At 68.8% G+C, this 22,502-nt stretch carries 24 protein-coding genes and 1 tRNA gene; 8 read left to right on the forward strand and 17 right to left on the reverse strand.

The genetic code is table 11. The annotated features are described in order from the left end of the window. A partial coding sequence (locus BLR02_RS16340; RefSeq protein WP_176849623.1) for a transposase occupies positions 1 to 317 on the forward strand: 317 nt, incomplete at its 5' end. 163 nt (positions 318 to 480) lie between these two features. Here BLR02_RS16340 and BLR02_RS16345 read toward each other — a convergent pair. The 6 genes from BLR02_RS16345 to BLR02_RS16370 form a co-directional block, all read right to left on the reverse strand. Beyond that, a tRNA-Lys gene (locus tag BLR02_RS16345) sits at positions 481 to 556 on the reverse strand. A gap of 55 nt (positions 557 to 611) precedes the next feature. After that, positions 612 to 1,763 carry a rod shape-determining protein RodA gene (gene rodA, locus BLR02_RS16350; protein ID WP_090663942.1) on the reverse strand — a complete coding sequence of 384 codons (1,152 nt, stop codon included), beginning with the start codon at positions 1,761 to 1,763 and terminating at the stop codon, positions 612 to 614. Next, complete coding sequence (mrdA, locus tag BLR02_RS16355) at positions 1,760 to 3,625, reverse strand: penicillin-binding protein 2 (protein ID WP_090664058.1); 1,866 nt, start codon at positions 3,623 to 3,625, stop codon at positions 1,760 to 1,762. The genes rodA and mrdA overlap by 4 nt, the downstream gene beginning before the upstream one ends. A 117-nt stretch (positions 3,626 to 3,742) precedes the next feature. Continuing rightward, complete coding sequence (mreD, locus tag BLR02_RS16360) at positions 3,743 to 4,276, reverse strand: rod shape-determining protein MreD (RefSeq protein ID WP_090663943.1); 534 nt, start codon at positions 4,274 to 4,276, stop codon at positions 3,743 to 3,745. A gap of 4 nt (positions 4,277 to 4,280) precedes the next feature. After that, positions 4,281 to 5,144, reverse strand: coding sequence for a rod shape-determining protein MreC (gene mreC / locus BLR02_RS16365; RefSeq protein ID WP_090663944.1), 864 nt, complete (start codon positions 5,142 to 5,144; stop codon positions 4,281 to 4,283). Between the two features lie 56 nt (positions 5,145 to 5,200). Next, positions 5,201 to 6,244, reverse strand: coding sequence for a rod shape-determining protein (locus BLR02_RS16370; RefSeq protein ID WP_090561259.1), 1,044 nt, complete (start codon positions 6,242 to 6,244; stop codon positions 5,201 to 5,203). 234 nt (positions 6,245 to 6,478) lie between these two features. Here BLR02_RS16370 and BLR02_RS16375 point away from each other — a divergent pair, with 234 nt between their 5' ends. Further along, on the forward strand, positions 6,479 to 6,715 hold the full coding sequence (locus BLR02_RS16375; protein WP_090561258.1) for a hypothetical protein: 237 nt from the start codon (positions 6,479 to 6,481) through the stop codon (positions 6,713 to 6,715). A gap of 61 nt (positions 6,716 to 6,776) precedes the next feature. On the opposite strand, the gene BLR02_RS16380 is transcribed toward BLR02_RS16375, so the two are convergent. The 4 genes from BLR02_RS16380 to BLR02_RS16395 form a co-directional block, all read right to left on the reverse strand. Next, positions 6,777 to 8,648, reverse strand: a complete 1,872-nt coding sequence (locus BLR02_RS16380; protein ID WP_090663945.1) for an ABC transporter ATP-binding protein/permease — start codon at positions 8,646 to 8,648, stop codon at positions 6,777 to 6,779. 2 nt (positions 8,649 to 8,650) lie between these two features. Then, a complete protein-coding gene (locus tag BLR02_RS16385) occupies positions 8,651 to 9,313 on the reverse strand; it encodes a hypothetical protein (protein ID WP_090663946.1) in 663 nt (220 codons plus the stop codon). 2 nt (positions 9,314 to 9,315) lie between these two features. Further along, on the reverse strand, positions 9,316 to 9,480 hold the full coding sequence (locus tag BLR02_RS16390; RefSeq protein WP_043339068.1) for a DUF1328 domain-containing protein: 165 nt from the start codon (positions 9,478 to 9,480) through the stop codon (positions 9,316 to 9,318). Between the two features lie 97 nt (positions 9,481 to 9,577). Then, entirely contained in the window at positions 9,578 to 10,324 is a 747-nt protein-coding gene (locus BLR02_RS16395) for a PhyR family response regulator anti-anti-sigma factor (protein WP_090561827.1), read from the reverse strand. A gap of 69 nt (positions 10,325 to 10,393) precedes the next feature. Between BLR02_RS16395 and BLR02_RS16400 the strand changes: the two genes are divergently transcribed. From BLR02_RS16400 to BLR02_RS16410, 3 genes are all read left to right on the forward strand, one after another. Next, the gene (locus tag BLR02_RS16400; RefSeq protein ID WP_245704825.1) at positions 10,394 to 10,912 is read left to right on the forward strand and encodes a sigma-70 family RNA polymerase sigma factor; all 519 of its coding nucleotides are present in this window, start codon (positions 10,394 to 10,396) and stop codon (positions 10,910 to 10,912) included. 72 nt (positions 10,913 to 10,984) lie between these two features. Next, positions 10,985 to 11,593, forward strand: coding sequence for a sigma-70 family RNA polymerase sigma factor (locus tag BLR02_RS16405; RefSeq protein ID WP_090561254.1), 609 nt, complete (start codon positions 10,985 to 10,987; stop codon positions 11,591 to 11,593). 72 nt (positions 11,594 to 11,665) lie between these two features. Beyond that, positions 11,666 to 11,863 carry a NepR family anti-sigma factor gene (locus tag BLR02_RS16410; RefSeq protein ID WP_090561825.1) on the forward strand — a complete coding sequence of 66 codons (198 nt, stop codon included), beginning with the start codon at positions 11,666 to 11,668 and terminating at the stop codon, positions 11,861 to 11,863. 114 nt (positions 11,864 to 11,977) lie between these two features. On the opposite strand, the gene BLR02_RS16415 is transcribed toward BLR02_RS16410, so the two are convergent. Next, the gene (locus BLR02_RS16415) at positions 11,978 to 13,567 is read right to left on the reverse strand and encodes a 2-isopropylmalate synthase (RefSeq protein ID WP_090561253.1); all 1,590 of its coding nucleotides are present in this window, start codon (positions 13,565 to 13,567) and stop codon (positions 11,978 to 11,980) included. Positions 13,568 to 13,844: 277 nt separating this feature from the next. Here BLR02_RS16415 and BLR02_RS16420 point away from each other — a divergent pair, with 277 nt between their 5' ends. Both BLR02_RS16420 and BLR02_RS16425 read left to right on the forward strand, forming a co-directional pair. Next, positions 13,845 to 14,810 (forward strand): hydroxyacid dehydrogenase, encoded by a 966-nt coding sequence (locus BLR02_RS16420; RefSeq protein WP_090663948.1) that lies wholly within the window; start codon positions 13,845 to 13,847, stop codon positions 14,808 to 14,810. A 14-nt stretch (positions 14,811 to 14,824) separates the two neighbouring features. Next, complete coding sequence (locus BLR02_RS16425; RefSeq protein WP_090663949.1) at positions 14,825 to 15,100, forward strand: cupin domain-containing protein; 276 nt, start codon at positions 14,825 to 14,827, stop codon at positions 15,098 to 15,100. Between the two features lie 3 nt (positions 15,101 to 15,103). Here the strand turns inward: BLR02_RS16425 and BLR02_RS16430 are convergent, their stop codons facing one another. The 6 genes from BLR02_RS16430 to miaA all read right to left on the reverse strand — a co-directional run bounded on the left by BLR02_RS16430 (position 15,104) and on the right by miaA (position 21,569). Beyond that, a complete protein-coding gene (locus BLR02_RS16430; RefSeq protein WP_176849624.1) occupies positions 15,104 to 16,087 on the reverse strand; it encodes a tripartite tricarboxylate transporter substrate-binding protein in 984 nt (327 codons plus the stop codon). Positions 16,088 to 16,106: 19 nt separating this feature from the next. Further along, the gene (gene puuE / locus BLR02_RS16435; protein WP_090663951.1) at positions 16,107 to 17,012 is read right to left on the reverse strand and encodes an allantoinase PuuE; all 906 of its coding nucleotides are present in this window, start codon (positions 17,010 to 17,012) and stop codon (positions 16,107 to 16,109) included. Between the two features lie 72 nt (positions 17,013 to 17,084). Further along, positions 17,085 to 18,101: a ketol-acid reductoisomerase gene (ilvC, locus tag BLR02_RS16440; RefSeq protein ID WP_090561248.1), complete on the reverse strand. Its 1,017-nt coding sequence runs from the start codon at positions 18,099 to 18,101 to the stop codon at positions 17,085 to 17,087. A 36-nt stretch (positions 18,102 to 18,137) separates the two neighbouring features. Beyond that, positions 18,138 to 18,662 (reverse strand): acetolactate synthase small subunit, encoded by a 525-nt coding sequence (gene ilvN / locus BLR02_RS16445; RefSeq protein WP_090561247.1) that lies wholly within the window; start codon positions 18,660 to 18,662, stop codon positions 18,138 to 18,140. A 69-nt stretch (positions 18,663 to 18,731) separates the two neighbouring features. Further along, a complete protein-coding gene (locus BLR02_RS16450; RefSeq protein WP_090561246.1) occupies positions 18,732 to 20,522 on the reverse strand; it encodes an acetolactate synthase 3 large subunit in 1,791 nt (596 codons plus the stop codon). An 87-nt stretch (positions 20,523 to 20,609) separates the two neighbouring features. Next, positions 20,610 to 21,569 carry a tRNA (adenosine(37)-N6)-dimethylallyltransferase MiaA gene (gene miaA / locus BLR02_RS16455; protein WP_090663952.1) on the reverse strand — a complete coding sequence of 320 codons (960 nt, stop codon included), beginning with the start codon at positions 21,567 to 21,569 and terminating at the stop codon, positions 20,610 to 20,612. A gap of 29 nt (positions 21,570 to 21,598) precedes the next feature. Between miaA and serB the strand changes: the two genes are divergently transcribed. After that, on the forward strand, positions 21,599 to 22,492 hold the full coding sequence (gene serB, locus BLR02_RS16460; protein ID WP_090663953.1) for a phosphoserine phosphatase SerB: 894 nt from the start codon (positions 21,599 to 21,601) through the stop codon (positions 22,490 to 22,492). Positions 22,493 to 22,502: the final 10 nt, after the last annotated feature.

Consider the following 22,502-nt stretch of genomic DNA (forward strand, 5'->3'; position numbering starts at 1 on the left):
TGCATCTCGCCGAGATCGCTGCCGCTGTGGCGCCGAACGCGCATGCCGTGCTGCTGCTCGACCAAGCCGGATGGCACCTATCGGACAGGCTCGAGGTGCCGCCGAACATCACCCTCGTCCCGCTGCCGCCCAAGTGTCCCGAATTGAACCCGGTGGAGAACACCTGGCAGTTCCTGCGGGACAACTGGCTCTCGAACCGCGTCTTCCACTGCTACGACGACATCGTCGACCATTGCTGTCGGGCCTGGAACCGCCTCGTCGAGCAGCCCTGGACTATCATGTCCATCGGACTGCGCGATTGGGCGCATCGGTTCTGATCAATGGGATTTGGTATGAGCCCTCGGGCGAGCTTGCGCTTACTCCTGCACCCGTGGCGGTCTCGTCAGCTGGCCAACCAAAGCCAAATGCCGCTTGGTGGGTCCGCGACAGATGCGCTTGGCTGTAGGCGTCACCAAGTGGCGCTTAAGCTTTTAAAGTGATTGGTGGGCGCCGTAGGATTCGAACCTACGACCCGCTGATTAAGAGTCAGCTGCTCTACCAACTGAGCTAGGCGCCCCACCGGGAGGCGCCTTTTAGCGCCCGCTGCGGCTTTGTCCAGCCCCTATTGCCGGTCAATCCTGGGCTGCACCGAATTCCGCATCGCGGTGGACATAGACCGAGAGCAGCAGCCCGAATCCCAGCATGGTGGTGAGCATGGCGGAGCCGCCATGGGAGATCAGCGGCAGGGGCACCCCGCCCACAGGGATGGAGCCCGTCACCATGGCCACGTTCACGAAGACGTAGAGAAAGAAATTGGTGCCGAGCCCGACCGCGATCAGCCGGCCGAATTGGTGCCGGCAGCGCAGCGCGACGGCGAAGCAGAACATCAGCACCAGCGAGAGCAGGCCGAGCACGGTCAGCGCGCCGACCAGGCCGAACTCCTCGGCGATCATGGTGAAGATGAAGTCGGTCTGCTTCTCCGGCAGGAAGTTGAGGTGGCCCTGGGTGCCCTGGAGGAAGCCCTTGCCCCAGAGCCCGCCCGAGCCGAGTGCGATCTTCGATTGGATGATGTTGTAGCCCGCCCCGAGCGGGTCGCTCTCCGGGTCGAGGAAGGTGGTGATCCGCGCCCGCTGGTAGTCGTGCAGATGGTCATAGGCGATCGGCGCCGCGACGGCGACGCCGGCCCCGATCAGGGCGAATTTCCACCAGCGTGTGCCGGCGGCGAAGAAGACCGCGGCGCCCACCATGCCGGTGATCAGCGCAGTGCCGAGATTGGGCTGCTTCAGGATCAGCCCGACCGGCAGCAGCACCATCAGCGCCGGCGGGAGGAGAAAGAGGACATTGCCCATCCGCTCCCAACTCGCCCGCTGGAACCAGGCAGCGAGGCCGAGCACGAGCATGATCTTCATCAACTCGGAGGGCTGGAGCTGCAGCGGGCCGATATCGATCCAGCGCTGGGCCCCCTTCCCCACATTGCCGTGCAGCAGCACCAGCACCAGCAGCGCGATGCCGGCGGCATAGCCCAGCCAGGCCAGCCGCGCGATGAGGCGGATATCGACCAGGGCGATCGAGAGCATCAGCACCAGGCCGAAGCCGAAGCGGAGCGCGTGCTTCGCCGCATAGGGCTCCGGCGAGCCGCCGCCCGCCGAGTAGAGCGCCACATAGCCGACGGCGGCAACGGCGCAGAGCAGCAGCACGAAGCTCCAGGGGATGAGCCAGAGCTTCTGCAGCAGGCCGGCGCCGCGGTCGCGCGTCAGCAGGCGGCGTTCGTAGGTGACGCTCATCGGCGCGGCTCCGCCGGGCTGGCCTCCGCAACGCGCGGCCCGGGCGCGGCGCGGAAGCGGTTGAAGACCTCCACCAGCGCATCCCGCGCCAGCGGCGCCGCGGCGCCGGAGCCGCTCATGCCATGCTCCACCACCACGCTGACCGCGTAGAGCGGGTTGTCATAGGGGGCGAAGGCGACGAAGAGCGCATGCGGGCGCCATTCGCGGGGCTGGTTCTCCGCCTTGTAGCCGCGCTCCCGCTGCTCGCGGCTGACGCGGCGCACCTGCACCGAGCCGGTCTTGCCGGCCATGACGCCGAGTGAGGCCGGCAGCCGCGCGCCGAGCGCCGTCCCACCCGGCTCATTCACCACAGCCCACATGCCCTCCCGCATGAGCTTCAGGTCACGGTCGGGGATGCCGAGGCTCGGCCATTCCTCGGGCTTGCCGCCGCGGGCGGGCTTGCCGCCGACGCTTCGCGTCAGATGCGGCTGCACCGCCCGTCCGGTCGCCAGCCGCGCTGCCATGGTGGCCAGTTGCAGCGGGGTGATCTGGTAGAAGCCCTGGCCGATGCCATGGACGATGGTGTCGCCCAGGTTCCACGGCTTGCCCTGGGCCTGGCGCCAGGCCCTGGTCGGCACCAGGCCCTTCCTGGTGCCCGGCAGCTCGATCTCGAGATCGGTGCCGAGGCCGAAGCGGTTGGCCATGGCGGCGATCCGGTCAATGCCGGCCCGCTTGGCCACCTCGTAGAAATAGACGTCGCAGGACAGTTTGACGGCGCTGCGCAGGTCGAGCGAGCCGTGGCCGTGCCGCTGCCAGCAATGGAAGCGCGTGTCGCCGAGATCCAGATGGCCGGGGCAGAAGACGCGGTCGCCCGGCGTGACCACCCGCGCCTCGAGCCCGGCGAGGCCGACGATCATCTTGAAGGTGGAGCCCGGGGCGTAGAGGCCATTGGTCGCCTTGTTGATCAGCGGCGTCGCCCGGTTGCGGGTCCATTCCCGCCATTGGGCGGCCGAGACGCCGGCATTGAACACGTTCGGGTCGAAGGAGGGCTGGGAGGCCATGGCCAGCACCTCCCCGTTGCGGGCGTCGAGGACGACGACGCTGGTGCCCTCCTCGATCCTGCCGCGCAGCGTCTTCTGCAATTCGGCATCGACCGAGATCTGCACGTCCTGGCCAGGCACACCCTCCCGCCGGTCGAGCTCGCGGATGACGCGGCCGACCGCATTGACCTCGAGCTGCACCGCCCCGGCCCGGCCGCGCAGCAGCAGGTCGTGGTGGCGCTCGATGCCGGCGCGGCCGACGCGGATGCCAGGTAATTCCAGCAGCGGATCACCGTCCATGTCCCGCTCCGCCGGCGGGGCGACATAGCCGACTAGGTGCGACAGGTGTTCCCCCTCGGGGTAGAGGCGCGTGGTGCCGACATCGATGAGGATGCCCGGCAGGTCCGGCGCGTTCACCTCGATGCGCGCCATATCCTCCCAGCTCAGGAATTCGCGGACGGCGACGGGCACGAAGCGGCGGCGGCGGCGCACCTCACGCTCGATCCGGGCACGCTCCTGCTCGGTCAGCGGCACGATGCGGGAGAAGGTCTCGAGCGTCGCGCCGACATCCTGGGTCTGCTCGGCAACCAGCAGGGCGCGCCAATTCAGGCGGTTACCGGCCACGACCTGGCCGTTGCGGTCCAGCACCCTGCCACGGGGCGGCGGGATCAGCCGGGCGGAGACACGATTCTCCTCGGCGAGGGTGGTGTAGCGCTCGCCCTCCTCCGATTGCAGCCGGTAGAGCCGGCTGCCGAGGAAGCCGAACAGGCCGAGCTGGCCGGCGCCGAGCAGCAGGGCGCGCCGGGTGAAGACGCCACGGCGACGCTCCTCCTCCCGCCGCACGCCCCGGAAGCCCGAGCCGCCCGGCTTGCCGCTGCCGAGACCGCTCTCGGGACGCCACCAGAACCTCACGGCGCGCTCTCCGTAGTCTGGTTCATGGCGTGCTCTCCGCGATCTGCTTCATGGCGCGCTCTCCGCGCGACTCATCGCCTCGTGCATGCGGCTCAGCACCCAGGCGAGGCCGGGATAGAGGCCGGCGCTGAGCATCACCTGGTAAAGACCGGGCGCCAGCGGCAGCAGCTGCCAGCCGAGCACCACCTGCAGCACCCATTCCAGGGCGGCCGCGCCGAGCGCCACGCCGCAATAGGCCAGCCAGACGGCAAGGAAGGACTGCTGGGCAAGGGAGCGGCGCCAGCGGGTGACCAGCCCGGCCACCACCAGCAGGGTCAGCACGCCAGAGCCGACCGGGGCGAAGCTCAGCAGGTCGCCCAGCAGGCCGAGCGCAAAGACGGCCGGCGGCGGCAGCGCGGCCGGGCGGAAGATCGCCCAGAACACGATGCAAGGCAGCGCCACCGCCGGCACCAAGCCAGGCAGGCCGGCCGGCACCGCCGCCAGCACCATCAGCAATGCCGTGAGCCCGGTCGGGAAGGCGGCGCGGGCCACCGCGTCGATCTGCCGCAGGAGCCCCGTCGCCGGGGCAGGACGCCCCTTCATGGCGCTACCGCCGCGGCCGCGGCTCGGGCCGCGTCACCGCTTCCGGCGGCAGGATGCCGGCCAGCCCGTAATCGAACAGCCGCACCACATCCAGCCGGTCGAGCCGGGCGAAGAGCTCCACCTCCGGTGCCCCGCCCTCGCTGCGGCGGACGATGCCGACCGGCAGGCCGGCCGGGAAGGCGCCGGCCTCGGCGCTGGTCACCACCCGGTCGCCTTCCACCGGTGCCGAGCCCTCCGGCCAATGCTGCAAGCGTGGCCGGGCGCCATTGGTGCCGACCATCATGGCCCGTGCCCGGCTGCTCTCCAGCACCACCGGAATCCGGCTGTTCATGTCGGTCGCCAGCAGCACGCGGGCTGAGCGCAGCCCCACCTCGGTCACCCGCCCGACCAGGCCGCGCTCGTCGAGGGCGATCTGCCCCTTCCGCACGCCATGGTTCGGGCCGATACCGAGCAGCACCGCACGCGCATAGATCCCGCCCCCATCGGCCACCACGCGGGCGGTCTGGAAGGCCGGCGCCGCCTCCGGCACGAAGGAAAGCTGGCGCTGCAGCATCGCATTCTCGGCCTCGAGAGCGAGGGCGGTCGCCTGCCAGCGGCGCAAGCGCTCGTTCTCCTCGCGCAACCGGGCATTCTCGGCCCGCAGGTTGAACAGGAATTCCGCCTCCTGCCCCGCCTCGCGGATCGTCGCCACCGGCTGCTGCAAGGCGGACCAGATCGGCGCCAGCAGGTCCGCCAGCCCCATCCGTGCCCGCTCGGCCAGCACGGCATCGGCCTTGCCCAGCAGCATGGTGCCGAAGGCCAGTGCAATCAGGACCGGGAGCGACAGTCGCGCCAGGGCCTGCCGAAGCGGAATGCTGAGCCGGATCACGCCGCCTCCACGACCCTTAGGTTGAACCTACGCCGCCCTGGAAACCCAATTAGACCTCAATACATCGAACTCAACACCTGGCGCAGCCGCTTCATCTCCTCGAGCGCCCGACCGGTGCCGAGGGCGACGCAGGACAGTGCATCCTCCGCCACCACGACCGGCAGGCCGGTCGAGACTCGCAGGACCTCATCCAGCCGGTGCAGCAGGGCGCCGCCACCGGTGAGCACGATGCCCTTGTCGACGATATCCGCGGCGAGCTCCGGCGGGGTGTTCTCCAGGGCCACCTTCACCGCCTCGACGATCGAGGTCACCGGCTCGGCCAGGCTCTCGGCGATCTGCCGCCGGGAGACATAGACCTCCCGCGGGACGCCGTTCATCAGATCGCGGCCCTTCACCTCGGTGACGGGCCCTTCCTCGCCATGATCCGGGGCGGTGGCGGCACCGATCTCCATCTTGATCCGCTCGGCGCTGCTCTCGCCGATCAGCAGGTTGAACTGCCGGCGGATGTAGGAAATGATCGCCTCATCCATCTTGTCGCCACCGACGCGGACGCTGCGGGCATAGACGATGCCGCCGAGCGAGATCACCGCCACCTCGGTCGTGCCGCCGCCGATATCGACGACCATGCTGCCCGAAGGTTCGGTGACCGGCAGGCCGGCGCCGATGGCGGCAGCCATCGGCTCCTCGATCAGCAGCACCTTGCGGGCGCCGGCGCTCTCGGCGCTCTCCTGGATCGCACGCCGCTCCACCGCCGTGCTGCCCGAGGGCACGCAGACGATGATCATGGGCGAGGCGAAGCTCCGCCGGTTATGCACCTTGCGGATGAAATGCTTGATCATCTCCTCCGCCACCTCGAAATCGGCGATCACGCCATCCCGCAGCGGCCGGATGGCGGCGATGTTGCCGGGGGTGCGGCCCAGCATCATCTTGGCTTCCTCGCCCACCGCCAGCACCTGCTTGCGGCCACGGATATCGGCGATGGCGACGACGCTCGGCTCGTTCAGCACGATGCCCCGACCCTTCACATAGACCAGCGTATTCGCGGTCCCGAGGTCGATGGCCATGTCGGCGGAGAGGAAGCCGAACAGGCGAGAGAACATGAGAAGGCAACCTTCCTGATCGCGCCGCCGACCCTCCACCCCGCACCCGCCGGGCGGGAGCAGAGGAGGTGCGATCACCGGACCGCGAGGTGGGGCAGAGGGGTGCCTCTACCCGTCCGGCGGCTGCCGCTCAAGTTTTCTGTCCGTCACATCGCGGCTCCGGGACAGGACCGAACCGCAACCGCAGCGGATCGTCCGGCGTTGTTGCACCCGAAACACGGGAGAACCAAAGCCATGCGGAAAACCTGCGTTGTCCTTCTTGCCGCCCTCGCCCTTGGCGCCTGTGGCTATCGCACCGGCGACCGTGCCGTCTCGGGTGGCCTGCTCGGGGCCGGGGCCGGGGCCGGCGTCAGCGCATTGACCGGCGGCAGCGTTGGCACCGGCGCCCTGATCGGCGGTGCCGCGGGTGCCGCAGGCGGCGCGCTGACCAGCGGGCGGAACGTGAACCTCGGCCGCCCGGCCTGGCGCTGAGGCACTATCCCGCCTGAAGCGGAGCCGATGGGCCGGGGCGGCATTGCCACCCCGGCCTTTTTCATGGCCTCGGCCGGTCACTCGTGCGGCTGACCCGGCGCTTGCCACGCAGCAGGCGCTGAAGCGCCTCCTTCCCGAGGGCCGAGGTCCGCTTCGGTTTCTCCGGCCGCGGCCGGCGCCGGCTGCCGAGTCGGGCACCATTCTCGTCGGGTACCAGCTTCAGGGTGCGGTCGTGATAGGCGTCGAGGCCGGGGCGATGGCCGATGGAGACCAGGGCGCTCTCCGCCAGCTCCTCCGTGAAGAGCCGCATCATGCTGTCTTGGTTGGCCTCATCGAGCGCGGCCGTCGCCTCATCCATGAAGACCCAGCCAGGGCGATGGATCAGCAGGCGGGCAAAGGCCAGGCGCTGCTGCTCGCCGAGGGAGAGGATGCGATCCCACCGCTCCTCCTCGGCAAGACGCGGCACCAGCGCGTCCAGTCCGCAGCGCTCCAGCGCCGCCTGCACCACCTCGACGGGGTATTGCTCGGCCGGCGCCGGATAGGTCATCGCCCCATGCAGGGTGCCGAGCGGTAGGTAGGGCCGCTGCGGCATGAACATCATATGCGACCGGCTTGGAATCCGGATCGAGCCGGAGCCCCAGGGCCATAGCCCCGCAATGGCGCGGAACAGGGTGGACTTGCCACTGCCGCTCTCGCCGACGATGAGCACCCGCTCGCCGGGGCCGATCTCGGCATTCGCTTCCTGGATGACCAGCGTGCCATCGGCCTGGGCGATCTGCAGGCCGCGGAAGGCAAGCACCTCACGCCCGTCCTCGCCGGGGCCCTCCTCGATGGAAATGACGGTGTCGGTCTCCCGCACATCGGCACCGTCGAGCGTCTCCTCCAGCTCCACCACGCGGGCGACATGGCTGCGCCAGTCAGCCAGGCGGGGGAAGTTATCGACGAACCAGTTGAGGCTGGTCGTCACCTGCCCGAAGGCGGAAGATATCTGCATCAGCACGCCGAGGGTGATGGCCCCGGCGAAATAGCGCGGGCTCGCCACCAGCACCGGGAAAACGGTCAGCAGCATCCCATAGGCCGAGGTCAGCCACATCAGGCGCCGCTCGCTCCGCATCAGGTCGAGCATGGCCTGCGAAACCTGGCTGAAGGCGCGTTTCAGCCCGCGCTCCTCATCCGCCTCCCCGCCGATCAACGCCACGCCTTCGCTGCTCTCCCGGAGCCGAATGAGGGCGAAGCGGTGGTCGCTCTCCGCCTCGTTGCGGCGGATATTGGCGGCGACCATCGGCCGGCCGATGAACCAGGTGAGCGCCGAGCCGATGCCGGCATAGAACAGCGCAGCAAAGACCATGTAGCCCGGGATCTCGAACTCGCCGGAGCCGAGCGTGAGGTGCAGGGGCCCCGACAGCGTCCAGAGGATGCCGACGAAGGAGACCAGCATCAGCACCGAGCTGACCAGCCCCACCGCCATGTCGACGGCGATGCCGGTGGCCCAGCGGGTGTTCTCGCTGATGCGCTGGTCCGGATTGTCGGCCGCCTCGGGGAGGAAATTGATGCGGTAATGCCGCCCGCCATCAAGCCAGCGGTGCTGCAGCCGCTCGACCAGCCATTCGCGCCAGTGCAGCTGGAGCATCTGGCGGACATAGAGCTGGAAGACCGCGGTCACCATGCTGGCCAGGGTCAGCCCGAGGAACAGACCCATCTGGCCGAAGAAGGCATCGCGGTCGCGTGATTCGAGGGCGTTGAAGAAGTCGCGGTTCCAGATGTTGAACCGCACCTGGATGCCGATCTGCAGCAGCGTCAATCCGAGCACGCCGGCCGCCAGCAGCCGGGCGCGGCGGCGCTGGTCGCCGTTGAAATACCGCCCCGTCAGGACCCAGAAGCCGCGCATGAGGCTGGGCTTGTCGTCAGGCCTTACCGTCTCGTCGAGCGCCATCGTCAGCGCGCTGGCCCCGCCAGGGGCCGCATCGACTCGGAGGCAGGGCCTATGCGGTCGGCCAACAAGGCGCGGCCCTCGGAGCTTTCGCGCCCCGGTCCGGCCGCCGCGAGGGATTGGCCGGCTTTCAGCAGGTCGGCGGCCCCCTTGGCCGCCTCGGTGGGAACCAGGATCACGCTGCCATCCTCGAGGATGGCGCCTGCGACCTCACCCTGAGGCGTGTAATAGGGCTGCTTCACCGTGCCCGAGAACTGGAGGGATGTGCCCTCCGCCTGCGGCAGCCGCCCACCCAGGCGCCAGTAGAAGCGATCGACCACCACCGGCGTCGCATCCGAGCTGGGCGCGAAGGCCAGCATGGTGATGACCGGCGCCGAGCGCGCGCGGATGCCCCAGACGATGATGCTGCGTCCCCTCGGTGCATCCCGCTGCACCGCCTCCGCCACATCCGGCGGGAATACGATCTGCGGGCCCTCGCGGAAGATCAGCGCGTCGGTTTCGCCGCGCGGATTGGGCAGGTAGCGCTCGACCGTGCCGGTGAAGGAGGGAAGCTGGGTCGGGTCGAACCAAAGATCGGATTCGCCGCGGCGGCCCGTGGCGGTCTGTGCCCGGCCGCCGCCCAGCGGGGCGGCGACAGCCAGCAAGGCCAGCAGGTCGCGCCTCCCCATCATCATGCCCCGCGGACGACCCCGAAGATCAGCGACACCAGGAAGAGCACGATGAAGATGGTGAAGAGGATCTTGGCAATGCCGGCCGAGGCGGAGGCAATGCCACCGAAGCCGAAGAGGCCTGCAACGAGCGCGACGACGAGGAAGATGAGCGTCCAGTAGAGCATAGTGTCCTCCGCAGGTTTGCGGCGGCTGAACGCCGCCGCCCCAGTTCGGTTGCCAATGCTCAACGAGTTGCGTTACGCACCCGTCAGACGGGTCAGATCAGACGGGGCGGACGCCCCGCGTCACGGCCTGGTAGGTGGCGACGGCGAGCGTCGTCGGGTCGAAGGGCTTGGTGATGACGAAGGCGGGTTCCACCGCCTCGCCGGTCAACAGCCGTTCGGGATAGGCGGTAACGAAGATCACCGGCGCCGTCAGGTCACGCAGGATACGCGCAACGGCATTGGCGCCATCTCCGCCGGCACCGAGGTTGATGTCCGCCAGCACCAGGCCGGGGCGCTCCGCGCGGGCGATCTCGACGGCTTCCGTCTCCGTCGCCGCGATGCCGACCACGCTGTGGCCGCAGCGCTCCACCAGCTCCTGGATGTCAAGCGCGATGATCGGCTCGTCCTCGATGATCAGCACACGGGCAGTAACGCCGGTGCGCAACCCGTCGCGCGCATGGCGCAATTCGGCCTCCGCCTGGGCGGGGGCGATGCGGCAGGCGGCCGCCGCGGCCGTCAGCGGCTGCTCCTCGAGCGCCGTCAGCAGCAGCAGCATCCGCTGCAGCAGCGACAGGCCGGCGGGATCGAGCCGCGGCTCCGTCTCGGCGGCACGGACGGCATCGCCGACAGCACCGTACATGATCGCCCTGGGCGAGATGCCTTCGGGGAATTGCTGTGCCATCACCTGGCGCAGCGCATCCGCCACCATGGCATCGCCTTGGGCTTGGGTTCCGGTCAAAGCGCGGGCATAGCGCCGCGCATAAGGCAGAGCCTTGATCATCCCCGCCCGGTCGATGGCACTCATGCCGTTCTCATCCTGCACAGGCGAAGGACATCCTTACCGCACTCCTGTGGGGGTGATATTGAGCATGTCGTGACCGAACAAGCCATGGATCGCGGGTTGCGCACGGCGCTCGCGCAATTGTTGCCCGATCTCCGAGCTTTTGCCCGGTATCTGACGGGCTCCCGCACCGAGGCGGATGATCTCGTGCAGGAAGCGGTCCTGCGTACCCTGCGCTCCCTCGACGGCCGTTCGGAGGGTGTCGACCTCCGCGCCTGGTGCCTGGCCGTCATCCGCAACACCTTCCATGAGCAGCTCCGCTCGCGCCGCCGCGAACAGCGCCTGGCTGAGGTTATGCCAGAGGACCAGGAGGCACCCGCCGAGCAGGAAGTGCCCGGCCGGATACGCGATCTGACGCGGGCCTTGCGCGAATTGCCGCCGCTGCTGCGCGAAGCGGTGATCCTTGTCGGCGCGCAAGGGCTGTCGCATCAGGAAGCCGCAGACATCTGCGCGGTGCCGCTCGGCACCATGAAGGCCCGTGTCTCCCGCGCAAGGCGGCTGCTGGCCGAGGCGCTCGACAAGCCACCACCTCCCGATCCTGTGATGACCTGACGCGTGCGTGATGCATCCCTTCCTCCCTGCCGGTCACTCCTCATCAGACGAAGCAAGGGGACACCGGACACCATGGACGGATTTACCGACGCCACCGCGAAGCCGACCCACGCTGTCAGCACCGCTGCCGAATTCCATGGCCAGCTCGTTGCCTTGCTGCCGAAGCTGCGTGTGCAGGCCCTGGCGTTGACGCGGAACCGTGCCGCCGCCGAGGACCTGGTGCAGGACGCCGTTGCCAATGCGCTGGCCGCCAAGGACAGCTTCACCCCGGGCACCAATTTCGCCGCCTGGATGCATCGCATCCTGCGCAACCGCTTCATCAGCACGCTCCGCAAGCAGCGCGAGACGACGGATATCGAGGATCTGCCGATGTCCGCCTTCGCCGTCAGCGGCGCGCATGAGGACCGGCTGGTGCTGAAGGAGCTCAGCCGCGCCCTTGGCAAGCTGCCCGCCGACCAGCGCGAGGCGCTGTTCATGGTGGTGCTGCAGGGCCTCTCCTATGAGGAGGTCGCCCAGGCTACCGGTTGCGCCGTCGGCACCGCCAAGAGCCGCGTCTTCCGGGCCCGTCGCCAGCTCCAGGCCTGGCTGATGGGTGAGGAGCAGCCGGCTGCCGAGCTGCGGACCGGAACGCAGCGGAGCCGGACCGATACGGTCGTTGGCGAAAACCGCTCTGTGGTCTAGTGTAACATGACACGGAGTGGGGCGGCGATCCTGGAAAGGCCCGTCGCCAGCCCGTCCTTGGCGGCCGGGATGATGGGCAAGACCGAAAAGAAACGCGCGAACACCCCGGCGAAGCCCGGTATCGAGCAGGAGGGCGAGGAGGTGGACCAGGCCTTCGATGTCTGGCTGCGGCGTGGGCTGCACCAGCTCTACGACACGGTCGCGCGCGAGCCGATTCCGGAGGATTTGCTCCGCCTGATCGAGGAAGACCGCGCCTCCGAGAAGAAGTAGCGCCCTCGCCGGCGCCATGAAAAAGAGCCCTGGCCGGCTGGCCAGGGCTCTTTTTCGTGATCGAAGCCGGCTGCCACGGGGACTGCGCCCGGGGGCGCAGTCTCCGGCGCCTCCTCAGGCGGAAAGCGCCGACTGGATCTCTGCCGGAGCTGTGCGCTCGCGCTTCACCAGCAGCTTGTTCAGCGCATGGACATAGGCACGGGCCGAGGCGACGATGGTATCGGTATCGGCACCCTGGCCATCGACCAGCTTGCCATCCTCCTCCAGCCGCACCGTTACCCGGGCCTGGGCATCGGTGCCGCCGGTGACGCTCTGCACGGCATAGAGCTTCAGCGCCACCTCATGCGGGAAGGCCTGGCGGATGGCGTTGAAGGTCGCGTCCACCGCGCCGTCGCCGCTCGCCATGCCGTCGCGGTGCTCGCCATCGACCTCGAGCGCGAGGGTCGCCATCGGCTTGGTGCCGAGACCGGTGGCGACCGTCAGTGCCAGCAGCTTCACCCGGTCATTGGCGCGCACCACCTCGTCATCGACGAGCGCCACGACGTCCTCGTCGTATACGACCTTCTTGCGGTCGGCGAGATCCTTGAAGCGCCGGAAGGCATCGTTCAGCTGGTTGTCGCCGACGGTATAGCCAAGCGCGGACAGCTTGTCGCGGAAGGCGGCCCGGCCGGAATGCTTGCCCAGCACCAGGCTGTTCTTGGTCCAGCCAACGCTTTCCGGCGTCATGATCTCGTAGGTCGAGGCGTCCTTCAGCACGCCGTCCTGATGGATGCCGCTTTCATGCGCGAAGGCGTTGCGGCCGACGATCGCCTTGTTCGGCTGCACGTCGAAGCCGGTGATGGTCGCCAGCAGCTTGCTGGTCTTCAGCAGCTTCTGGCTGACGATGTTGTTCGTGTAGGGCAGCGCGTCACGCCGGGTGCGCAGCGCCATCGCCACCTCCTCGAGCGAGGCATTGCCGGCACGCTCGCCGATGCCGTTGATCGTGCTCTCGATCTGCCGCACGCCGGCCTGGATGGCGGCGACGGTATTGGCGACAGCCATGCCGAGGTCATTGTGGTTATGCGCGGAGAGGATGACCTTCTCGATCCCCGGCACGCGGTTGCGCAGGTCGCGGAAGATCCGCGCCATGTCTTCCGGCATAGAATAGCCGACGGTGTCGGGGATGTTGATGGTGGTCGCACCCGCCTTGATCGCCGCCTCGACGCAGCGGCAGAGGAAGTCGGGGTCGGAGCGGCTGCCATCCTCGGCCGACCACTCGACATCGTCGCTGTGCTGGCGGCCAAGGGCAACGCTGCTCGTCGTCAGGTCCAGCACCTCCTCCGGCGACATGCGCAGTTTGACGCGCATGTGCAGCTCGGAGGTGGCGAGGACGATATGGATACGCTTGCGGGCGGCGGGCTTCAGCGCCTCGGCGCTACGCAGGATATCGGCCGGGTTGGCACGGCCAAGGCTGGCAACCACCGGCCCGTCCTTGGCGAATTTCCGCGCGATCGACTGCACGCTTTCGAAATCGCCTGGGGAGGCAATGGCAAAGCCGGCCTCGATGACATCGACGCCAAGCTCGGCCAGCGCCTCCGCCATGCGCAGCTTCTCCTCCAGATTCATGGAGAAGCCGGGGGATTGCTCGCCATCCCGCAGCGTGGTGTCGAAGAAGATGATGCGGTTGTCGTCCAGCGTGCCGAAGCTGGGATGATGAATGGCCATGGACTTGTTTCCTTCGTGCTCGCGCAGCCTCTCGCTCAGTTTCCCCTGAGCGATGCCGGCCATCAGCCGAGCGTCACGCCCAGGGGCGAGTAAGTCGAAGGAGGAGGCCGAGGGACAGGCGCGCGCAGCCAGCGGCGGAGCCGCGGATCAAACCGGTACGGGTGGCGCGCAGGATCATGTGACTTGAAGACTAGCGCCCGCCCTCGGATGCGGCAAGGGCCTTGGCGCGGGCCGGGGATGGTTTCACCATCGCGCCAGTATTGGGAGGAACCGACGAATGCCGCATCGCATCCTGCTCTGCCGTACCTTGCATCCCGCCGGCATGGCGGTGCTGGCGGAGCGCAAGGACCTCGACATCGTTGCGCTGCATGACCCGCCGGTCGAGCAATTCCACCAGCACCTGTCCTCGGCCGATGCCGTGCTCTGCTGGCTGGAGCGGGTGGACCGGGCGGCGCTGGCGGCGGCGCCGCGGCTGAAGGTCGTCTCCCGCTATGGCGTCGGCTTCGACACGGTCGACATCGCCGCCTGCACCGAGCGGGATATCCCGGTGATGGTGGTGAACGGCACGAACGACCTCAGCGTCGCCGAGCATGCGATGATGCTGATGCTGGCCGTCGCCCGGCGCGTGCTGGACAATGACCAGATCGTCAAGGCCGGCGGCTGGTGGGCCAAGGATGGGCCAGGCATGGTCGACCTCGCCGGGCGCTCCGTCTTGGTGGTGGGCTATGGCCGCATCGGCAGCCGCGTCGCCCGCTACTGCCGCGCCTTCCAGATGAAGGTCATGGTGATGGACCCCGGCTTCCACCCGGCCCGCATCGCCGCCGACGGCTTCACCCCGATCCGCGATCTGCGTGCCGGGCTCGCCGAGGCGGATGTGGTGACGCTGCACTGTCCGCTCTCGCCCGCCACCCATCACCTGATGGACACGGCCGCCTTCGCCGCCCTGCGCCCGGGCGCCATCCTGGTGAACACCGCCCGCGGCCCGATCGTGGAGGAAGCCGCCCTGGTCTCCGCGCTGCAGTCCGGCCGCTTGCAGGGCGCCGGGCTTGATGTGCTGGAGGTGGAGCCCTCGACCGCCACCAACCCGCTCTATGCGATGCCCAATGTCGTGGTCAGTCCGCATAACGCGGCGAGCACGGAGGAGGGCTTGGCCCGCATGGCACGGCAGGCGGCGCGCAACATCCTCGATGTGCTGGACGGCAAGCGGGACCCCGCCTTCATGGTGAATGGCGACATCGCCTGATACAGGAGCCGAGCATGGACCCGAGAGAGTTCGCCGCCTTCCTCACGGCGGAGGGCTTCGCCCCGGCGATACCCCGCAGCCTCGCCCCCGGCCAGCCGGTGCCGGAGCATACCCATCCCTTCGACGCCAAGATCTTGGTCACCGCCGGCGCCTTCACCCTCACGCGAGGCGGCATCGCCACGCGGCATGGGCCGGGCGACCTCTTCAGCGTCCCGGCGGGTGAGCCCCATGCCGAACTGGCAGGGCCGAAGGGGGCCGAATACCTCGCCGGCCGCCGCCACAAGGGCTGAGGCTCAGCTCTCCTCCGGCCGGAAGCCGCTTTCGGCGATGATCGGGCCCCATTTTTCGTAATCGGCCCGGAAGCGGCGGGTGAAGTCGGCGATGGAGAGCGGGGAGGGCCGCATCTCCAGCCGAGCGATCGCCTCGCGGTAGTCCGGCGTGGCGATCGCCTCGATGGCGGCGCGATGCAGCGCCTCCTGTACCGCGGTGGGCGTCCGGGCGGGGAGGAAGAGGCCGAACCATTCGCTGCCGGTGAGCTGCGGATAGCCCTGCTCGGCGAAGGTCGGCACATCCGGAAAGCGCGGCAGCCGCTGCTCGGAGGAGACACCAGCAACCCGCACCGGCCCGCCCGGCGTCGCCGCATGCGGCGCCAGATCGACCATCGGATGGTAGCTGGCGGCGAGCCTTCCGCCGATCAGGTCCTGGATGGCCGGCGCGCTGCCGCGATAGGGGATATGCGTCATGGAGAGGCCGGTCGCCTTCGCCACCTGCACCCCGAGGAAATGCAGCATGCTGCCGGCAGCCGCGCTGCTGTAGGGAATCTCGCTTTTCCCCGCCGCCCATTCCTTGAAGGCGGAGAGCGTGCCGACGCTATTGGCCATCGGCCCGACACCCATGCCGAAGGTGAACTCCCCTGCCGGCGTCACCGGCAGCAGGTCGGTGAAGGGATCGTAGCGCAGGGTCGCCGGACGATAGAGATGCGGGAAGATCACCAGCATGCTCGCCGCCGTCAGCAGGATGGTGTTGCCGTCCGGTTCCGCCGCCTTCACCGCCTCCACCGCCAACCGCCCGGCGGCGCCGACGCGGTTTTCGACGATGACGTTCTGCGCATAGCTGCCACGCAGCCGCTCGGCGATCAGCCGTGCGGTGGTATCCGCGCTGCCGCCGGCCGGGAAGCCGACGATGACGCGGGCGGTGCCGCGGGATGGCTGCGCCAGCGCGGGCGCGGCCAGGGCAGCGAAGCCGAGGCCGAGTGCGGTGCGGCGGTGGATCCTCATGACGTGTCCTCGTGGATTCTTATGGTGGGTATTGCGCCAGCCAATGGCGGGCGATCTCGGCGCGGCGGCAGACCCAGACATCCTGGTGCCGCGCGACATGGTCGAGGAAGCGCTCCAGCGCCGCGGCGCGGCCCGGGCGGCCGGCGAGGCGGCAATGCAGCCCAACCGACATCATCCGCCCGCCCTCGCGGTGCAGCATGTCGAAACTGTCGGTCAGGTGCTGGGTGAAGCCGCTATTCGCGGTGAAGCCCGGCGGCACCGCGAATTTCATGTCGTTGTTGTCGAGCGTGTAGGGGATGACGAGCAGCGGCCTCCCTGCCACCTGCACGGTATAGGGCAGGTCATCGGCATAGCTGTCGCTGTCGTAGAGGAAGCCGCCATGCTCGGCGACCAGCCGCCGGGTGCGGAGGCTGATGCGGCCGGTATACCACCCGACGGGCCTCGTGCCCGTGGTGCGCTCGATCACCTCGACGCAGCGGGCGATATGGTCGCGCTCCACATGCTCCGGCACGCGGCGATAGTCGATCCAGCGCCAGCCATGACTCGCGACCTCATGGCCCGCTTCGGCGAAGGCGCGCCCGGCCTCCGGGTGCAGCTCCAGCGCCCGGCCGACGGCATAAATGGTGAGAGGCAGGTTCCGTTCGCGGAAGAGGCGCAGGATGCGCCAGAGGCCGGCACGGGCGCCGTAGTCGAACTGGCTCTCGGTGGAGAGGTCCCGCTCCGGCCGCGGCGTGCCGCCAGGGACCTCGTGCAGATAGAGCTCGCTGCCCGTATCGTCGTTGAGGACGGTGTTCTCCGCGCCCTCCTCGTAATTCAGCACGAAGGAGAGGGCGAGGCGGGCGCCGCCGGGCCAGCGCGGGTCCGGCGGATTGGGGCCGTAGCCGTGAAAATCGCGGGGATGCTCGGTGTTGGAGGCGAGGATCATACCGGAAGTGTGGCCCGGCCTCCCCTCGCCCCGCAATCCTTTCCGGCCGTGACGGCCGGACCCTGCCTGGCCTTAGTTCTTCGCCTTGTCGACCAGGGCGTTCTTCTTGATCCAGGGCATCATCGCCCGGAGCTTCTCGCCCACTTCCTCGATCGGATGCTCGGCGAGGCGACGGCGGGTCGCCTTGAAGCTGGCCTGGTTCACCCGGTTCTCCAGCATCCAGTCACGGGCGAATTTGCCGGTCTGGATGTCGTCCAGCACCCGCTTCATCTCCGCCTTGGTCTCGGCGGTGATGATGCGCGGGCCGGTGATGTATTCGCCATACTCAGCGGTGTTGGAGATCGAGTAGTTCATGTTGGCGATGCCGCCCTCATAGATGAGGTCGACGATCAGCTTCACCTCGTGCAGGCACTCGAAATAGGCCATCTCGGGGGCATAGCCCGCCTCGACCAGCGTCTCGAAGCCCGCCTTGATCAGCTCGACCAGGCCACCGCAGAGCACGGTCTGCTCGCCGAAGAGGTCGGTCTCGCACTCCTCCTTGAAGGTCGTCTCGATGACGCCCGCGCGGCCGCCGCCGATCGCCGAGGCATAGGAGAGCGCGATCTCGAGCCCGTTGCCCGAGGGGTTCTGGGCGAGGGCCACGAGGCAGGGCACGCCGCCGCCACGCTGGTACTCGGAGCGCACGGTGTGGCCCGGGCCCTTCGGCGCGATCATGAAGACGTCGAGGTCAGGGCGCGGGTCGAGCAGGTTGAAGTGCACGTTGAGGCCATGCGCGAAGGCCAGCGCCGCACCTTCCTTCATGTTCGGCCCGAGCGCCTCGCGGTAGAGGTCGCCCTGCAGCTCGTCCGGCGTCAGCACCATGACGACATCGGCCCACTTCGCCGCATCGGCCGGGCTCATGACCTTGAAGCCGGCGCCCTCGGCCTTCTTCCAGGAGCCGCCCTGGCGCACGCCGATCGCCACATCGGCGACGCCGCTGTCGCGCAGGTTCATCGCATGCGCATGGCCCTGGCTGCCGAAGCCGATGATCGCGACCCGCTTGGCCTTGATCAGGTTCACATCCGCATCGCGGTCGTAATACACGCGCATGATCGCGCTCCTCCTCACTGCAAAACTCGGAAAATGTCAGGCCTCGAAGCCGCCCGGGCCACGGGCGATGGCGACGACGCCGGTGCGCGACACCTCGGCGAGGCCGATGGGCCGCATCAAAGCGATGAAGGCATCGAGCTTCTCGCCCGCCCCCGTCATCTCGAAGACGAAGCTCTCGATGGTCGCATCCACCACGCGGGCACGGAAGGCATCCGCCAGCCGCAGCGCCTCCATCCGCGCCTCGCCCTTGCCGACGACCTTGATGAGCGCCAGCTCGCGGGCGAGATGCGGGCCCTCCAGCGTCAGGTCGCTCACCTTGTGCACCGGCACCAGCCGGTCGAGCTGCGCCTTGATCTGCTCGATCACCATGTCGGTGCCCGAGGTGACGATGGTGATGCGCGACAGGCGCCGGTCGGCATCGACCGAGGCGACGGTCAGGCTCTCGATATTGTAGCCGCGGCCGGAGAAGAGGCCGACGACACGCGCCAGGATGCCGGCCTCGTTCTCGACGAGCACGGCGATGGTGGCGTTGCGCAGCGTGGTTTCCAGGGAATCAGGCATCGGTCAGCCAAGGGCAGGAGGGCGCGCGGGGCGTAGCCGCCCCGTGGAGAATCGGCAAGTGCGGAACGGTCAGACGAGGACCTTGCCCTCATCCGTCACGCCGGTGACGCCACCCTCCTGGCCGGGCGCCAGGATCATCTCGTTATGCGCCGCGCCCGAGGGGATCATCGGGAAGCAATTCTCGTCCTTGGCGACTGCGATGTCGGCGATGACCGGGCCGGGATGGGCGATCATCTCGCGGATCGCATCGTCGAGCTGGCTCGCCTCCGTCACCCGCATGCCGCGGGCATGGAAGGCCTCGGCGAGGCGGACGAAATCGGGCAGCGCCTCGGAATAGCTTTCCGAGTAGCGGCTGCCATGCAGCAGCTCCTGCCACTGCCGCACCATGCCCATATACTCGTTGTTCAGGATGAAGACCTTCACCGGCAGGCGGTACTGCGCCAGCGTCCCCATCTCCTGGATGTTCATCAGGATGCTGGCCTCGCCGGCGATGTCGATGACGAGCGCGTCCGGGTGGGCGATCTGCACGCCCATGGCCGCCGGCAGGCCGTAGCCCATGGTGCCGAGGCCGCCCGAGGTCATCCAGCGGTTCGGCTTCTGGAAGCCGAAATACTGCGCCGCCCACATCTGGTGCTGGCCAACCTCGGTGGTGATGAAGGTCTCGCGCCCCATCTCCTGGGTGATCTCGTAGAGGCGCTTCACCGCATGCTGCGGCTTGATGATGCTGCCTTCCTGCCGGTACTGCAGGCAGCCCGTGCCGCGCCAGCCATCGATGGCGCGCCACCACTCGGCGATGGCCGCCCGGTCCTGTGGCTGCTCGTCGGCCTGCCAGCACTCGATCAGCGCCTTCAGCACCGCCCCGGCATCGCCGACGATGGCGACGTCGACCTTGACGTTCTTGTTGATCGAGGACGGGTCGATATCGGCGTGGATCTTCTTCGAATTTGGCGAGAAGGCGTTCAGCCGCCCGGTTACGCGGTCGTCGAAGCGTGCGCCGATATTCAGCATGACGTCGCAGCCATGCATGGCGAGGTTCGCCTCATAGGTCCCATGCATGCCGAGCATGCCGAGGAATTGCGGATCCTCCGAGGGGAAGGCACCGAGCCCCATCAGCGTGTTGGTGCAGGGCATGCTCGCCATGCGGACGAATTCGCCGAGCAGGCGCGACGCCTCGGGGCCGGAGTTGATGACGCCACCGCCGGCATAGACGACAGGGCGCTTCGCACCCTTCAGCAGCCGCACCGCGGCCTGGATGCTGGCCATGTCGGGCTCGGATTGCGGGCGGTAGCTGCGATGCGGGGCCTGCGGTGCCTCGCTATAGGGACCCTTGCCGATCAGGATGTCCTTCGGCAGGTCGATCACCACCGGGCCGGGGCGGCCGGACTTCGCCACGTAGAATGCTTCATGCACCACGCCGGCGAGCTTCCGGATGTCCTTGACCAGGTAGTTGTGCTTCGTCGCCGGGCGGGTGATGCCGGTGGTGTCCGCCTCCTGGAAGGCATCGTTGCCGATGAGATGGGTCGGCACCTGCCCGGTCAGGCAGATCACCGGGATGCTGTCCATCAGCGCATCGACGAGGCCGGTCACCGCATTGGTGGCACCCGGGCCGCTGGTCACCAGCACTACGCCCACCTTGCCGGTGGAACGTGCATAACCCTCGGCCGCATGCACCGCCGCCTGCTCATGGCGAACCAGGATGTGGCGAATGGCGTTCTGCTGGAACAGCGCATCGTAGAGCGGCAGCACCGCGCCACCGGGATAGCCGAAGATGACCTCGACGCCATTGTCCTTTAACGCCTGGAGGACGATTTCCGCACCATTCATGGTGCGGGTCTCGGTCGTCTGAAGGGTGGCGGACATGGCGGGCTCCTCGAACACACATCGCCCCGCCGGGTTCGACCCCGGTTCGCGGCGGAGAGGGAGGGTTAGACCCCTCCTCGCGGCAGGTCAACGCCGCTTTTCAACAAATGCGAAGATTTCTGCCGCATATCTTTCCTGAAATTGCGTCACGCTCGCTATGCGCGCATGGATGATATGCGTCTCGGTCGGGGCAGCCAAGTCCTGGTGCCGGAACCAGGTCGCCTGCCGCTTGGTGTACTGGCCAGTATGCAGGATGGCCCGCGCCCGCGCCGCGTCCGGCGCCATCTCGCCCCGAAGCATGGCGGCCAGCTCCGGCACCCCATGCGCCCGCATGGCGGGCAGCGCGGGCTCGAGCCCCTGCGCCAGCAGCGCCTGCACCTCCTCCACCGCCCCGCCCGCCAGCATGGCGTCGAAGCGAGTGGTGATGGCGGTGCGCAGCGCCTCCCGCGGCGGGTCGAGCCGGATGGCGGCGAAGCGCCAGGGAACCTCGCCGCGTTGTGCCGGCCCGGTATGCTCGGCCTCCCGCTGCCAGGCGGCCAGGCCCCGCCCGGTGCCACGCAGCACCTCATAGGCACGGGCGATGCGCTGACTGTCGCCCGGGCGGAGCTGGGAGGCCGTCTCCGCATCCAGCCGGGCATGCAGGCCGGGTGCCCCGAGCTCGGCCAGCAGCGCCCGCGCCTCCTCCCGCGCCTCGGGCGGCACTGGCGGGATGGCGGAAAGCCCCCTGGTCAGCGAGAGGAAGTAGAGGCCGGTACCGCCGCACAGAATGGGCAGCGCCGCCTGTTCCATCTCGGCCAGGGCCGCCTCGCGCCACCAGGCGACGCTCGCCGCCTCGGCGGCCGGGCGGATGCCGTAGAGGCGGTGCGGCGCCAGCGCCTCCTCCTCCGGCGTCGGCCGGGCCGTCAGCACGCGCAGCTCGCGGTAGAGCTGCATGGAATCGGCATTGATGACGGTTCCGCCGAAGCGCCGCGCCAGCGCCAGCGCCAGGGCGGATTTGCCGCTGGCGGTCGGGCCGGCGACGATGAGCGCAAGGGGCCGTTGCGTCATGCCGCCCGCCCCGGCATATCCCGCGCCGCATGTCCCACATCCTGACCCTGGTGGCCCCGGCCGGCGGCCTCGCCGCCGCCACCCTCGCCCGGCTCCGCACCGCCCTGGCGGATCTCGGCGCCGATGCCGGCACGCCGGACTGGCTGGCGCCGGATGAGGCGGCCGACATCCCCTTCGCCGGCCTCTCGCCCGAGCAGGCGACAGCCGCCGCCCTCGCCACGCTGGAGGGCGCGCCGATCGATGCCATCGCCCTCCCCGCCGAGGGCCGTCGCAAGCGCCTGTTGCTGGCCGACATGGACAGCACCATCGTCACCAGCGAGACGCTGGACGAGCTGGCCGCCTTCGCCGGGCTGAAGGAGCGGATCGCCGCCATCACCCGCCGCTCGATGAATGGCGAGCTGGACTTCCGCCAGGCGCTGACCGAGCGCGTCGGCCTGCTCGCCGGCCTCGATGCCGCGGCGCTGGAGGAGACCTGGGCCGCGACCGAGATCACCCCGGGCGCCCAGGCGCTGGTCGCCACCATGCGGGCCAATGGTGCGCATTGCGCTATCGTCTCCGGTGGCTTCACCTTCTTCACGGGGCGGGTGGCGGAGAGGCTCGGCTTCCATGCCCACTACTCCAACACCCTGGGCGTGGCCGATGGCAAGCTGACCGGCCGGGTGGAGGAGCCGATCCTCGACCGCGACGCCAAGCTGGCCACCCTCAAGCGCCTCTCGGCTGAACTCGGCCTGCCTCTCTCGGCCGCGCTGACGGTGGGGGATGGGGCGAACGACCTCGCCATGCTGGATGCCGCCGGGCTCGGCATCGCCTTCCGCGCCAAGCCGGTGGTTGCCGCCGCGGCGCGGGCGCGGGTGGACCATGCCGATCTCCGCGCCCTGCTCTTCGCCCAGGGCTACCGGGCCGAGGAGATCGTCGCGGCATAGCGCTTGCCTC

The sequence above is a fragment of the Belnapia rosea genome, assembly GCF_900101615.1.
Taxonomy (GTDB): Bacteria; Pseudomonadota; Alphaproteobacteria; order Acetobacterales; family Acetobacteraceae; genus Belnapia; species Belnapia rosea.